The following is a 15,204-nucleotide window of genomic DNA, read 5'->3' as shown; positions in this document are numbered from 1 at the left end:
ATGATAATTGATAACAGAAGGGATCAAGATGGGAAGGGTAAACAAACTCACCGTGCTTGCGGTGATCTCCGCTGGATTTATCGGCCTTAATGGTCAAGCTATCGCAACAGAACGTACGCACAAGATCACCAATAGTGATTTTTTCGACATAGCTAACATGAGCAATGTCCAACTCAGCCCTGATGGTAAGCACGCAGTTTGGTTAGAGTCGCGTTGGGACAAAGAACTCGATAAAGCACAAAAAGATCTGTGGCTTATCGATACTAAAACCCGTAAAACCGAACGTCTCACCTTCACCAACGAGAGTGAGTCGAGTCCACAGTGGAGCCCTGAAGGACAATACGTTTACTACATAGGCAAACAAAGCAACGAAGATAAAAAAGCCCCCTACAACGGCAAGCCCCAAGTATTTAGGTTATCAATTCAAGGCGGCGAGAGTGTGCCAGTAACAAAAGAAGTTGAGGGTGTTAACGCTTTCCAACTTGGCGTCGATGGCAACACTCTCTATTTTCTCGGCAATAAGACCAAGACAGATAAAGATCTGTGGGCGGGGATGCGCGCGAGCCACAGCACGCCGAAATATGGTCACGGAAAAGTCACCACTAACCCGCTATACAAGCTCGATTTAGCCCACTACCAACAGAGCTTGCTACTAGATGATGACAAAGTGGTCTGGGAGTTTAATGTCAACGCCGATGCCAGCCAAATTGCCCGAATTACCACCACAGACAACGAACTAGTGAATCTTGAAGGTTGGTCTGACATCGAGGTTTTCGACACTAAAACCGCCACTAACAAGGTATTGCAAGATACTGCTTGGCGTGACAACGCTCCTTCACCTTACGGCTGGCTACTTGGGCTCGACTGGAATGAAAATAATCAACAGTTAGCCTTTAGAATCGATTTTGACGGCCATCCAGGTAAACTATTTGTCGCAACGCCAACAAATGATAAAGCCAAGGTCATTGAGGTGAGCCGCAGTGGTGATATGACACTGAACTCTGGCGATATCCAGTGGCGCCCGAACAGCAATGAGATCTGCTATCGCGGCTCAGATCATGGACGGGTAAAGTTATTTTGCAGCGAAATAGATGGCAAGCAACAGGGTGACACACGCACAGTCATTGCTGGCGACCTAGTGATCGGCAGCTACAGCTTTAGCCACGACGGTAAAAAGCTCGCCTTTAGCCATAACGGTTTAGATCATTTTAGTGATCTGTTTATCGCCGATGCTGCCAGCAAGAAAGCCAAATATAAGCGCATCACCAATATTAACCCGCAAGTCGATAGCTGGATCTTACCGCAAATATCTGTAGTCAAATGGACAGCGCCTGATGGTAGCCAAGTTGAAGGTATTCTGGATCTCCCTGCTGGCTACAAAAAAGGTGATGGTCCACTACCATTAATTGTACAAATCCACGGTGGCCCCACATCGGCGACACCTTATGCGTTACAGCACCGCTCCTATGGTCGATCAACCTTTACCGCAAACGGCTGGGCACTGCTATCGCCTAACTACCGCGGTTCGACCGGTTATGGCGACAAATTCCTTACCGACTTAGTGGGTAAAGAACACGACATTGAAGTAGCCGACATCATGGCAGGTGTCGATCACCTTATCGAGCAAGGCATTGTCGATGGCGACAAGATGGCGGTCATGGGCTGGAGCAACGGTGGTTATCTCACCAACGCATTGATCAGCACCACAAATCGCTTTAAAGCAGCAAGTTCAGGCGCAGGCGTATTTGATCAACGCCTACAATGGATGCTTGAAGATACCCCAGGCCATGTGATCAACTTTATGCAAGGCCTCCCTTGGGAGAAGCCAGAGGCCTATACCCATGGCTCGTCGCTGACCCACGCCGACAAGATCAAGACACCAACCCTGATCCACATAGGGGAGAACGATCAGCGCGTGCCCCTGGGTCATGCTCAGGGCCTCTACCGCGCCCTCAAGCACTACCTGAATGTGCCGGTCGAGCTAGTGGTCTACCCGGGTGAAGGCCATGGTCTGAGCAAATACCAGCACAGACAAGCCAAGATGGACTGGGATCAAAAGTGGTTTGAACACTATGTGTTAGGCAAAGAAATTGAATAACTTAACCTAAACTGACAAACTATGAAAAAGCACCTTTTTAGGTGCTTTTTTAATCAGGTGTCATTCAATTATTATCCATCTGAGCGTATGCTAAACAGACCCAAATGATTGGAGATCAAAATGAAAAAGTTAATATCAACCTTGGCGACTGGCTGTTGCGTCTTGTTTAGCTTGCTCTTCTCTCAAGTTTCGCTTGCTGCTGATGGCTATGGCGAAGCCATAAACAGTTTCAAAAAAGCCCCAGACACCCAGCAATTTTTTAATACCGCTTATGGTTATGCCATCTTCCCTACCGTTGGCAAAGGCGGCATAGGCATAGGTGCGGCCTACGGTAAAGGTCGAGTCTATAAAGGCAGAGTCCACACTGGCGACACCAGCTTGTCGCAACTGTCGATTGGCTTCCAGTTGGGCGGGCAAGCCTACAGCGAAATCATCTTCTTCAAGAATGCCAAAGCTTATGAAGAGTTCACTAGCGGCAGTTTCGAGTTCAGCGCAAATGCATCGGCAGTAGCGATTAACGTCGGCGCCAATGCACAAGTGGGGACCACTGGTAACTCGGCGGGTGCAGGACAAGCTGGCAGCAACAAGGCTGCAAGCGCGGCCTACATCAATGGCATGGCGGTGTTTACCGCCGCCAAAGGTGGCCTGATGTATGAAGCTGCGCTCGCAGGACAATCCTTCACCTTCGACCCCAAATAGTTATCATCTAGTAGGGAGCAAGATAGCTCCCTACTTCTTTAATTTGAACTTCTATTCGAATCATCATTTAAACGCTTGGTTTGAAACCATTGCTTGATGGTTTGTCGATTGCTTACTGCAAGTGCTGATATGAAAGAACGACCTTAACGTGCAGGCACTTCCTCGGCACGGTAAGTGAAGCGTAGCTTCGAGCACACGAACGAGAGGCAGGGATTGCCGAACTGGCTTTTAGATAGGGATATCGTTGTAAACCCTCCCATGAATTTAATCCCTGAAATCGACGGCCTCAGCCGCATCTACACTGAGTCATTTTATCTCTTTGATTTGACCTTACGAGTATCACTCGGACAATCTAGAGTTAAGTCGTTTTTGGACAAAAGTGGATTTACCTTCGAATGAAGGTGTTGGCATTTTTGGCTTATAACATTTGGCTGAATTAGCGTTGGTAGAGTGTCTTTGAAATTTGTATCTTCATTGTAACTAATCGCCTGTCCGGCGAGGAATGTGCAGATACTGCTGCTACACGCCGTGAATCCATCCGTGGAGGCTCGACGATGGCATCTGACCTACATGGATGTAGGTAATGCCGATAAATGTCGGGAGCATTTTCGGCCATGCCATCAACGTCCGCAGCCGCATCTGCACCGAGTTTTCTACCTCTTCGATTTGACCTTATTTCGTACCACAAGGCAGTCAAAGCTAAATCGTTTTTAGACAAAAATGTTTTAGGTCGTCGGCTTTATCAGGTGAATTTCATATAAAAATTTCTATGAGCCAAAATTAGAAGCGACGCAGCCCATGTGTTTACGTCCCAGCGAGCCTGCGAGCGACTACAGCAGATTGTTAGATGCCAACGTCTAAATAGTACCTGAACGATGACTTGATAAAACCAGTACGCTCATAATATGCCTGAGTTGCTTCGCGAACTAAAGATGTTGTTACTTCTAGCTGCGCGCAGGAAAGACTTCTTGCTTTAGCGAGTGCATGGTTGATTAACTTTTTCCCGATACCATTACCTCTAGCGTATTCATCTACAACAATCGCAGTTATACGACAATTACGCCTTTGAAGAGGAAAATAGAAAAAGTAAATAAGTGACATAAAACCGACTACGTTGCCATGACTTATTGCAACAAATAAACCTGAATTAGCATCTGACGAGTCTATGGCTGAGACTATTTCTGCAGTATTGCATTGATATCCAAGCTGATGTAGCAAAATTTGGATGCTGGGTGCGTGTAAGGAACTTGCTTTTAAAATATCTACCAATGCCAATTTTCCTTCTGGTAATCTAACGTCCGACGGAGCGGAGCGAATTTAAGCCGCTGGTTAGCTTTTATTCTCATTGGGTTCCGTATTTTCCGTAACAGTAAACGTCACCGACACTATTTTCCAACCTGTGTCTTCTTTAACTAGATCCCAAGCTTCAGTTCCCCATGCACGTTTATAACCATCTACATGGTCACTATAATTGAAATGGACGGAGCCTAGGTATCCATCAGTTTCAATCTGAACATTCCAGATTTTCTCTTCTTGCTCTTCTTCATCAGAAATCATTCTCTCAATTGGAGAACCGAATTTTCCAAAATCTACGGAGCGAGGATAATTCGGATTTTCTTTTCTTTTAAGGTCAAGCATTTCATCACTAAACACCGCAATAAATGGAATGTTATCGCTATAAAATAAAGACTTAAACCTTTCTTTATCTTTCTGAATTATTGAAACTCGAAAGACCTCAACTACTGACCTTATTTCCTCTATGCTTCTCTGGTTATTACTATCTGATAACGCTGCACCACTAAATCCAAACGTAGCTAGCAACGCGAATAACAATCTATTTTTCATTAAATCTCCTTTCATGCTTGTGAAAGCTAACGCCGCATTAAGGTGTGAGCGACGCTTGGTTATACTTGAGCGAAGCGAAAATGCCAAGCGTTGCGAATCACTCTTAAATGCTTTGTTATGCGATTCTAAGCCTATGTAAACTAAGCAAAATACTCCCATGCACATCATTTATTAAGTACTGATTATACTCAAAAATTGTTGGCATATAGTCTTTGAATTCTTGCACTGACTTAACCCCATTTAAAATTGCAGTTTGCACTGCTCCCTGACAACGTGTGACTCCATAAACCATCACCTGACTATAAAGCTCTAATTGCGCAGGTGTAAAATCAATAGATCTGAAGCCATGATGCGCAGAGTCATTTCTGAATATACGTATTTTTTCTAGCACATTTACCAATTCCTTCTTCCAAAAAAGGTAATTCTTATGACTCTCTAGCTCTCTCAGAATTCTATTATCAACTAGAGTCCCAGCCTTTCCATTAGGAAAGCCTAGAAACCACCTAATATATACAGCAACATTGTCCTTTTCCGATTCTTTTAACAGAGCTTCTACTGCAAACCAGTTAAAAAGAATTTTCAACTGAGGATTATTCTCGTGTTTACTGTTTCTAAACCAATGTAAAGATCGCAAGTATCGCTCACTTAGTTCAGAGTTTTGGGCTAGGATGCAGTGAGTGACATCTACTCTTTGTGTATTTCCTTGATGAGTCATAAATGACATAGTCGGTTGGTGCTTCGATTGCTTCAGTTCATGCAACTTTCCTGTGTCAAGGTCTTTTACAAAGCCAATGGATGACAGAGCATAATTAGAGATAGGTACTTCTATTGATTTAAGATCTAAAATTTCTTCGAATCTACTTTCTGCGCAAGAAACAGCAGTTTCTAGCGCATTGCTATCTACAATCGTAGCTATACGAGCACAGTGACGATATTTATCAAAATCAAGATTCAACTTCTTGGCACATGCTTCAAGTGAATAAACTTCTTCTGGCGAATCTACGCTTGAAGAGCGCAATTCAACATTCGAATACACCGTTGTCGTAGGCAAACAAACGCTCGCCATTTCAAGAACTTTGACAATCAAATATGATTTCATTTTCGTGATTCCGCTAAAGTATCAGCAAGCTTCTGGAGGACAATTCCACGAACCCGCCCTTCAACCTGTTTATGAAGCATTTGGTTCTTACTTTTAAGATAGTTGACTAGGATAGATATGGGCTTGTATGTATTTTGAGTAATCACTAACTCACCGATAAGGTGAAAAGTTTCAGTCTTTATACTCCTTTCAAAAAGAAGATACTCAACAAGGTCTGTGAACTGCTTTTCATTATTCACGGAATAATAATATTTTAGCCTCATTCTTAACAGTAACTCTTCATCATGCTTGCTGTCATATAAGGCACGATCGAACAACACAACTGATTCATTATCAAAGGTCTTAATGGCAAGTTCGTAACCTAGGATTATTGTTTTTATATGACTAGGTTTAACCTCTTGTAGTTTATTAAAGAAATGTTTGGCTTCCAGTATTCGACCGTTTTCAATCAGGTATCTTATATATTCACTTAACCGTTTTAAGTACTTCTTGTGGTCTTCAGGAGTGTCTCTTAACTTCTTTTCGATTAATTCCAATACTCACCTCATTATGCAAAACATGGACGCAGATCTGGGCGCATAACGATTTAGTTCACGAGCCGAAGGTCTCGTGTAACGGGTTGTTCTTTACTTTCGGAGAGAGGAGGTTATCGCTACTCAATCCGTGAGCTCTTATTCCATGCCCTTGGGGCTTAATTGATGCCCCCTGCGGCGTGAGGGAAGCATCGCTGCTTTACTTGAAGTCAATTGCAGGTCTCTTTGAAAGCTTCGCTTTACGAGCCTTAGCAAGTGCCTTCAAGCTATCATAAATGAGGCGTTTCTTCCATCCCGTTTGGCTCTATCTATTCCTTCGGCTAGACTTAAATATCACTTCTTTTTTGCTAAAAATCGTCTACCGCAGGTCAAGAACATTTTATTAGTGCGCATGCGCGTTTTTCAAACCTATTATCTAACCCATGGTCTTTATATGCGCATGATTTTAAATGAATTTATTCATAATGAAATGTGAAAACGCGCACGAAGTTAACATAGAAATCGTCATAAATTGAATATGACTGTATCCCTGTCCAGCTTTTAGGCATTGCAAATGCGTTGCAGTATTTGACTGAAATGGATGAAAAATTCTAGGCGAGAAAGTCTGCTTGTAACTGCTCCACAGACAAGGTGCTAAATCACAATGGGGGCAAAAGCACGTTAGCTTTTTACTCATTATTCGTATCAAGTGAAGCTAAATCGAAGAGATAAAATAACCCTGTGTAAGCGCGGTTTTGGCCTTCGAAATCATGGCCGAGAATGTTCCAGACATTTTTCGGCATTCCCTCCGTCCTTGGAGGTCAGATGATTTCGCAGAGCCCACATGGAAGTACTCACAACGATATCCCTATCTAAAAGCCAGTTCGTAAGCACGAAACTACGCTTCACTCACCGAGCCAAAAGAGTGCTTGCACATTCGTCGTTCCCTCACTTCCCTGTGATCACGACATTGGTGCTTCCATGTACTACACCCGCCGGACAGACGATTAATACCAGCAAAGGTGTGACCTTCTAATCCCCACTCAATACCAATTCGGCCAGGCGTACAGAAAATGCCCAGCCTTCATTGCAAGGCTATTTGTGCCCCCATGGCGTTGGCGGCAACGCCACAGGTTTGGTCAAATCAAACTCTACTTTAAAGTCACGATTTTCTCGGGTGAGTCGATACAGATAGCTGGTGTCAGAAATCCCCACATGCCACACATTGGTGACCGACTGGCTAAGGCCATTCTGGGTGAAGTTATCAATAGAAAATTGGTCAACCGGGAAGGATTGTAACTCCGCAGTGCCATTATCTATGGTATCGCCACCATACATAGTGACCTTGTCTTCAGTGCCATCTTGATGACGATGGTCATGCTTTAACCTAAGCCCTAAATCGGTTTTAGTGATCACCCAGGTACGCGAATGATCATCTCCCACATGAAATGGCACTTTTAACTCCTTGTCACTGCACTCGCGCACATGCATGACTAACTTCTTGCCACTAAACGCCGAATCCGCGCTGTTGCCAGCGGTCACAACGCCTTCAAAGGCCTTGCCACAATGTGCTGCAATCTTGTCAAAAAATGCATTTTGCTCAATGCTAGCCGCCATCACTGGCATCGCACACATGGTCGATAGTGCAACCAACAGAGGTAACTGTTTTTTCATTTTATTTTTGCTCTCCATTAAGGTAATCAAAAACAGTACCACAGCCAGATAAATTAAAACTGAATAAATAGGCACCGATATATCTGAGATCCTTACTCGGCAACTGCGTATAATCTTGAACCAAATATCATGCCTTAATCAATAAACCCCATTCTATTATGAGTAAATACATCGCGCCGACATTTTCAATTGCACTGCTGCATCCCAAATATTGGGGAGTTCTGCTGCTCGTCGGCACGAGTTACCTTTGCAGCCTCCTTCCCTACGTTGTCCAAATTCGGCTGGGAAAAATGCTTGGGCGTCTTGCGATTAGTTTTATGAAAGGCCGCCGCAAGACCATCGAACGTAACTTAGCAATCTGTTTTCCACAGATGAGTGTCGATGAGCGTGAACGCTTGGTTAAAGAGAATATTGATAACACAGGCTTAGCGCTGTTTGAAACTGGCATGGCGTGGTTTTGGTCCGACGCTAGAGTGGCAAAACATGTCACCATTAAAGGGACAAAACACATCGATAAGCTGGCTGCCGAGGGGCGCGGTGTCTTGTTAGTCGCGGTGCATTCCCTCAACCTTGAGTTAGGTGCCCGCGCCTTTGGCCTACATATCTCAGGCATGGGCGTTTACCGCCCTAACAACAACCCCTGCTTCGACTACTTTCAATATCAGGGCCGATCTCGTGGTGGGCATACCTTAATCGATAGAAAAAATATCAAATTCATGCTGGAGTCATTAAATAATGGCGAGCGTCTCTGGTATGCGCCGGACCATGATTACGGCCGCAGGCGTTCGGCCTTTGCGCCATTGTTCGCAGTTGAGAATGCCTGCACGACCACAGGTACTAGCATACTGGTCGATGGATCAGACTGTGCGATTGTGCCGCTCGTAATGGTGCGTAATAACGACAACGGAGATTACACGCTCACCATAAAAGCGCCGCTCATTGATCAGTTTCCCAAGCATGACCCCGAGGCCGGTGCTCGGTTTATCAATAAAATTGTAGAAACATCTATCATGGAAGCGCCGGGGCAATATATGTGGCTGCATCGCCGCTTTAAAAATCGCCCTGAAGGTGAAGCGTCACTCTATTAAGCACCGCAGAATCAATCAAACCAGGCGGCGGTCTTTTCTGCGGCTTGGTTTTTGACATTGTCATCCACATAGACGCTTACCATAGCTAACGCAGCTGCCAGCGCTCCCAAATCATCGGTAAAGCCAACAAAAGGCGTAAGGTCAGGAATCGCATCTATCGGCGCAATAAAATAAGCCAAAGCGCCAAATATCACGGTTTTCGCCCACTTAGGGGTATCGGGTCGTTGCGCAGCATAATATAAACACAAGGCATTCTCTATCACCTCACGCCCTGCTTGCTTAGCAAACTGTTTAACTTTTTGCCAAAAACTCTCATCACTATAATCTTGTTGGGTCATGCTCCCTCCTGTTAAACAGTGAACTTAAATTTCATACTCATATCTGGGTCCGATTCTAACCTAGTAACGTTAGCAGCATTTAGCCCTAATCAAACCAAGATTTTCATTCGAAGATCGGCTTACTGTAGCTCAACTAAATTGCAGAAGGTTATTTGTAGACAAGCAATATTTTTGGAGAATCAAAACATGTTTTATGAATACTCAAACCTCAAACCAAAAGGATCAACCAAGAACAAACCAAAAAACAAACATAATCACAACAATAACACGGTATAAATCTACAAATCTTCTAATCCGTTATTGAGAAATAAAAAACATTAATTTCATATTTGAAAAATATGAGAAAAGGAAAACAGAAAAACAAAGCCACACCATACAATAAAAAGGTAAAAATAGTGAATAAAAACCAAGCAATGGATGATGATTTGAGCGCAAAAGACAAGTAAAAAGAATAATTATTCACGCCACATAGTTTAGATTATCATATTTAAGTAATAAAGGGTTTTAACAAATGAATAATGTTTTTAAATTATTTTCTACACAGAATTAAAAACTAGACACAGTTCAATTTTTTATATTTATTACAGTTATAAAATCTATTCCGAAAGTGAACGTATTAATCTTTTTCTCTAAATAATTAACGGAGCAGCATATGAAGAGAAAATCCAAAATCATGGCACATATAAGGCGGACGAGACATATCATGATGCCAAGCCAACGCGACTACTTTGACTACTCTTTCTACACTTCCCTATAGTTCTATACTGTAGTTGGTGGGCGACTGCTTTCGCCTAGCTCAATTACAGCCTCATTCCAAATTTAAATTAAACACTATTTTTAGTGCAGGATTCCTGTAACTAAAGCTTATTCGGCATACTCGTCATTCCACTTTATTTCGGAAGGAATACCTGTATCGAGTACTAGCTTACTGTTATTCAAAACCTGCACCAGGGCATAGTTATATCTTTTATTTAATATCAAATAGATTGTTTATTTGGTACGAGCCCTGCTATCAATTTTTTATATAAAGGTTTTTTATGAAATCACTTAAAGTGGCAGCAAGTTTGTCCGTTCAATCATGTTTTAATACCAAAAGAGATGTTGTTAATATTTTAAACACTGACTTCTGTGACGTTGGAGCTGCTGTATTATCCGTTGACGATGTAAGACAAGGTGTTGTAGAAAGAATAAAAGAAACAGGATTAAAGCTTCCAATATTCGTTTCTGTTTGTTGTGAAGAAACATTTCCAGACGATATTTGTTCATCAATCACTGGCGTATTTGAACTCTGCGGAAATAATACTGACTTCTACGGAAAACAAGTCGAAACCGCGGTTAAAAAATATGAGGAAGGATTATTACCACCGTTCTTTGGCACCTTGAAAAAATATGTCGAGATGGGTAATTCTACATTTGCTTGTCCTGGCCACCAGGGTGGACAATTCTTCCGTAAACACCCAGTAGGACGCCAGTTCTTCGACTTCTTTGGCGAAACTGTATTTAGATCTGATATGTGTAATGCCGACGTTAAACTTGGCGATCTATTAATTCATGAAGGTGCACCAAATGATGCGCAAAAATATGCGGCTAAGGTTTTTAATGCCGACAAAACTTATTTTGTGTTAAACGGAACATCTTCATCAAATAAAGTGGCTACTAACGCATTACTTGCGAAAGGTGATTTAGTACTGTTCGATCGAAATAACCATAAATCTAACCACCATGGCGCACTGATTCAAGCGGGTGCAACCCCTATTTATTTAGAGACGGCGCGTAACCCATTTGGTTTTATTGGTGGTATCGATGCTCACTGTTTTGACGAACGTTATCTGCGTGAACAAATTCGTCAAACAGCCCCAGAACGTGCCGATGAAGCTCGTCCTTTCCGCTTAGCGATCATCCAGCTAGGGACTTATGACGGTACCATCTATAATGCACGCCAAGTCGTTGATAAAATTGGTCATCTTTGTGACTACATTCTTTTCGACTCTGCTTGGGTCGGTTATGAGCAATTTATTCCAATGATGAATGACTGCTCACCATTGTTACTTGAGTTAACACCTGACGATCCTGGCATTATCGTGACTCAGTCGGTGCATAAGCAGCAAGCTGGTTTCTCTCAAACTTCACAAATTCACAAAAAAGATAAACATATCAAAGGCCAAGAGAGATATTGCAACCATAAGCGTTTCAATAACGCCTTCATGATGCATGCTTCGACTAGCCCATTTTATCCACTGTTTGCCGCACTAGATGTTAACGCCAAAATGCACGAAGGTGCCAGTGGTCGCTACCTGTGGCGTGAAGCGGTTAAGGCCGGGATCGAAGCTCGTAAATTACTGCTGAAGAAGTGCAAATATATCAAACCATTTGTGCCAACCATGATCGACGGCCGCCTATGGCAAGATTATGAAACCGAGCAAATGGCTGACGACCTACGTTTCTTCGAATTTGAACCAGGTCAAAAATGGCACTCATTTGAAGGCTATGAGAAGGGACAATATTTCGTAGATCCTTGTAAATTCCTGTTAACCACACCAGGTATCGATGCCGAAACAGGAAGCTATACCGAGTTTGGTATTCCAGCAACGATCTTGGCTAACTTCCTCCGTGAAAACAACATCATTCCAGAGAAGTGCGACTTAAACTCAATCCTCTTCCTAATGACGCCTGCGGAAGATATGGCGAAGATGCAACACTTAGTGTCGCAAATTTCACGCTTCGAAAAACTGGTCGATGAAGATGCGCCATTAGCCGAAGTTCTTCCTAACGTCTACAACGCCAACAAGGCGAGATACCAAGGCTATACCATTCGCCAACTCTGCCAAGAGATGCACGATCTTTACGTCAGCCGCGATGTTAAGCAGCTGCAAAAAGAGATGTTCCGTCAACAACACTTCCCTAAAGCCGTAATGAACCCTCAAGAAGCTAATATCGCCTTTATTCAAGGCAAGGCCGAACTCGTGCCCTTGTCTCAAATTGAAGGCCGTATCGCGGTTGAAGGTGCGCTGCCATATCCACCAGGAGTGCTTTGTATGGTACCAGGTGAAGTATGGGGCGGTGCGGTACAACGCTACTTCTTAGCATTAGAAGAAGGCATCAACCTGCTACCAGGATTCTCACCAGAACTGCAAGGGGTTTACCTCGAAGAAACCGATAACGGCCGAGTTCAAGCACTCGGTTATGTATTGAAAAACTAATCATATCCATGCAGAGAGCCTTGTGCTCTCTGCGTAACAACAAACTTAGGTAACTATTATGAGCAAATCAAACAATAAGATCAGTGTTACCCAACTTACCATTCTCACAATTGTGAATATGATGGGTTCGGGTATCATCATGCTACCTACTGCACTGGCGCAAGTGGGTACTATCTCTATTTTATCTTGGCTAGTCACAGCCGCAGGTTCAACGGCGTTAGCCTATGCATTCGCTAAATGCGGGATGTTCAGTAAAAAATCTGGCGGTATGGGCGGTTATGCCGAATATGCCTTCGGCCGCAATGGCAACTTTATGGCCAACTATACCTACGCGGTATCACTGCTGATCGCTAACGTGGCTATCGCCATCTCTGCAGTTGGTTACGGCGCAGTGATGTTGGAAGTTGAGATGAGTCCAATCGCCATCTGTCTGGCGACGATTGGCGTACTTTGGCTCACCACCATCGCTAACTTCGGCGGCGCACGCATTACTGGTCAAGTCAGTAGTGTAACCGTATGGGGTATCATCATCCCAGTGATCGGTGTGTCACTCATTGGTTGGTTCTGGTTCGATGTTGATATGTATACTGGCGCTTGGAACCCGCATGATCTGCCTTTCTTCGATGCTCTCGGCGGTTCTATTGCGATGACACTATGGGCCTTCCTTGGTCTAGAGTCTGCTTGCGCTAACTCAGAAACCGTCGATAACCCAGAGAAGAACGTACCTATCGCCGTATTGGGCGGTACTATCGGTGCGGCCATCATCTACATCATCTCTACTAACGTCGTTGCAGGTATTGTTTCCAATGAAGCACTTGCCGCCTCTAACGCTCCCTTCGGTCTAGTATTTGCCGAAATGTTCAACCCAACTATCGGTAAAATTGTGATGGGTTGTGCGGTACTTTCTTGTACTGGTTCTCTATTAGGTTGGCAGTTCACCATCGCACAGGTCTTCAAGTCCTCTGCCGATGAAGGTTTCTTTCCAAAAGTATTCTCTAAACTGAACAAGTCTGAAGCTCCAGTTGCTGGTATGACCATCATAGTCATGATCCAGTCAGTACTGTCACTGATGACCATCAGCCCAACATTGAACAAGCAGTTCGAAGCGCTAGTTAACCTAGCCGTTGTAACCAACATCATTCCTTACATCCTGTCTATGGCAGCCCTTGGCGTGATGCAAAAGCAACTCAAAATCCCAGCCCACAAGGCGCGTGTATCTAACATCATCGCCGTTATCGGTGCCTTATATAGCTTCTATGCCCTATATAGCTCAGGCGAAACGGCAGTAATGCTAGGTTCAATCTGTACTTTCTTCGGTTGGACCATCTATGGCGTGATCTCTAACAAGGCACATAAAGCCGAGATGAAAGCCGCTTAATTACACTCCGATGCCTTCATCCCGCCCCAATGAAGGCATCAACAAAATATCAAGACCGTTGAGCAGTTATTTAAAGCTGAAAACAGCACGACTTATTAAGGTGGATTTATGAACAAGACATTACTCGCACTGGCTATTCCTCTATTATTAACCGCTGGCAGTGCCAATGCATTCGAAGTGTATAAAGATGACAAAAACGCTGTCAGCATTACAGGTTGGTTAGGCTTCGCAGCAGTCAATGACACCCATGAGACTGAGGTCGTCAACAATTTATCGCAGATGAGCTTTAACTTCGAGCGTGAAGAAAGAAATGGTTGGACTGCCTATGCTCGCACGGAGTGGGGTATCAACATAGTTTCGGGTGAGAATAGCCTAGTGCTCGATGGTAGCGCACTTGCAGCCGAGAAGACCGACGATTTCCTCAATAACCGTCTTGGCTATGTTGGTATGTCCCATGATAAATGGGGTAGCCTAACCTTTGGTAAACAATGGGGTGCCTACTATGATGTTGCTGGCACAACCGATTTACCCAATGTATTCGCAGGTTACTCCGTAGGAGCTTACACTTTCGGGGATGGTGGTCTAAACGGTACTGGTCGCGCCGATTCAGCCTTCCAATATCGTAACGACTTCGGCCCACTGCATATCGCTCTGCAATATGCTGCCAATAGCAATCACAAAATTGTCGAAGACAATGCCCAATTAGAGTCCGACGACAACTATGGCGCCAGCTTAACCTACCATGTCAATGACAACCTAAGCCTGCTTGCTGGTTTCAACACCAGCAAGGTAACGGGCACGATTGATGGCGCCAATGTGGACTTAACCAATGAGATCATTGGTATCGGTGCAATGTACGGCGAATACTATCACTATGCCGATGGTCGAGATTCAAAAGGCCTATATATTGGTTTTAACGCGCACCAAAGCGAGAACAATGAAGTTGTTGATGGTCAATTCTACGATGCAACTGGTGCAGAGTTGATGGTCGCCTATCAATACGACAACGGCTTTGTCCCTATGGCGGTGCTAACTTACCTAGATCTAGACACTGATGCGACAAGCACCATTCAAGGTAAGTGGACTCGCCAATTTGCGATGATCGGTCTGCACTATCGTTACAGCAATGACACAGTGATGTTTGCCGAAGCCAAGCTAGACTTCAGTTCAATGGATGACGCCGCTCAAGAAGCCGGTGAAGAGAACGGTTTTGCGGTAGGGATCAACTACTTCTTCTGATGCACCCATTAGCAAATTATTTTGCTACGCCAGG

General features: G+C 43.9%; 13 protein-coding genes. 7 read left to right on the top strand and 6 right to left on the bottom strand.

Translation table 11 applies throughout. The features are described from left to right. Window positions 1–28 precede the first annotated feature (28 nt). Entirely contained in the window at window positions 29–2,098 is a 2,070-nt protein-coding gene (locus tag K0I73_RS01230) for a S9 family peptidase (protein ID WP_220062755.1), read from the top strand. A gap of 120 nt (window positions 2,099–2,218) precedes the next feature. Continuing rightward, window positions 2,219–2,797 (top strand): lipid-binding SYLF domain-containing protein, encoded by a 579-nt coding sequence (locus K0I73_RS01225; protein WP_220062754.1) that lies wholly within the window; start codon window positions 2,219–2,221, stop codon window positions 2,795–2,797. An 843-nt stretch (window positions 2,798–3,640) separates the two neighbouring features. Here K0I73_RS01225 and K0I73_RS01220 read toward each other — a convergent pair. From K0I73_RS01220 to K0I73_RS01200, 5 genes are all read right to left on the bottom strand, one after another. Beyond that, complete coding sequence (locus K0I73_RS01220; protein ID WP_258405248.1) at window positions 3,641–4,066, bottom strand: GNAT family N-acetyltransferase; 426 nt, start codon at window positions 4,064–4,066, stop codon at window positions 3,641–3,643. Between the two features lie 60 nt (window positions 4,067–4,126). After that, window positions 4,127–4,642 (bottom strand): hypothetical protein, encoded by a 516-nt coding sequence (locus tag K0I73_RS01215; protein ID WP_220062752.1) that lies wholly within the window; start codon window positions 4,640–4,642, stop codon window positions 4,127–4,129. Between the two features lie 115 nt (window positions 4,643–4,757). Continuing rightward, window positions 4,758–5,741, bottom strand: coding sequence for a HEPN domain-containing protein (locus K0I73_RS01210; protein WP_220062751.1), 984 nt, complete (start codon window positions 5,739–5,741; stop codon window positions 4,758–4,760). After that, window positions 5,738–6,277, bottom strand: coding sequence for a hypothetical protein (locus K0I73_RS01205; RefSeq protein ID WP_220062750.1), 540 nt, complete (start codon window positions 6,275–6,277; stop codon window positions 5,738–5,740). Before K0I73_RS01205 ends, K0I73_RS01210 begins: the two co-directional genes overlap by 4 nt. 1,071 nt (window positions 6,278–7,348) lie before the next feature. Next, window positions 7,349–7,927, bottom strand: coding sequence for a hypothetical protein (locus tag K0I73_RS01200; RefSeq protein WP_258405247.1), 579 nt, complete (start codon window positions 7,925–7,927; stop codon window positions 7,349–7,351). 158 nt (window positions 7,928–8,085) lie between these two features. Here K0I73_RS01200 and lpxL point away from each other — a divergent pair, with 158 nt between their 5' ends. Next, window positions 8,086–9,015, top strand: a complete 930-nt coding sequence (lpxL, locus tag K0I73_RS01195) for an LpxL/LpxP family Kdo(2)-lipid IV(A) lauroyl/palmitoleoyl acyltransferase (protein WP_220062748.1) — start codon at window positions 8,086–8,088, stop codon at window positions 9,013–9,015. Between the two features lie 11 nt (window positions 9,016–9,026). On the opposite strand, the gene K0I73_RS01190 is transcribed toward lpxL, so the two are convergent. Further along, entirely contained in the window at window positions 9,027–9,353 is a 327-nt protein-coding gene (locus K0I73_RS01190; RefSeq protein WP_220062747.1) for a YkvA family protein, read from the bottom strand. A 652-nt stretch (window positions 9,354–10,005) separates the two neighbouring features. On the opposite strand from K0I73_RS01190, the gene speFL reads away from it, so the two are divergent. The 4 genes from speFL to K0I73_RS01170 all read left to right on the top strand — a co-directional run bounded on the left by speFL (window position 10,006) and on the right by K0I73_RS01170 (window position 15,170). Continuing rightward, entirely contained in the window at window positions 10,006–10,110 is a 105-nt protein-coding gene (speFL, locus tag K0I73_RS19235) for a leader peptide SpeFL (protein ID WP_110459032.1), read from the top strand. 280 nt (window positions 10,111–10,390) lie between these two features. Continuing rightward, window positions 10,391–12,553: an ornithine decarboxylase SpeF gene (speF, locus tag K0I73_RS01180; RefSeq protein WP_220062746.1), complete on the top strand. Its 2,163-nt coding sequence runs from the start codon at window positions 10,391–10,393 to the stop codon at window positions 12,551–12,553. Between the two features lie 58 nt (window positions 12,554–12,611). After that, the gene (gene potE, locus K0I73_RS01175; protein WP_220062745.1) at window positions 12,612–13,931 is read left to right on the top strand and encodes a putrescine-ornithine antiporter; all 1,320 of its coding nucleotides are present in this window, start codon (window positions 12,612–12,614) and stop codon (window positions 13,929–13,931) included. A 108-nt stretch (window positions 13,932–14,039) separates the two neighbouring features. Next, window positions 14,040–15,170: a porin gene (locus K0I73_RS01170; protein ID WP_220062744.1), complete on the top strand. Its 1,131-nt coding sequence runs from the start codon at window positions 14,040–14,042 to the stop codon at window positions 15,168–15,170. Window positions 15,171–15,204: the final 34 nt, after the last annotated feature.

Source organism: Shewanella mesophila (assembly GCF_019457515.1).
GTDB lineage: Bacteria > Pseudomonadota > Gammaproteobacteria > Enterobacterales > Shewanellaceae > Shewanella > Shewanella mesophila.
Note: the sequence above shows the minus strand (reverse complement) of the source record. Positions and strands in the feature narration are given on the sequence as shown.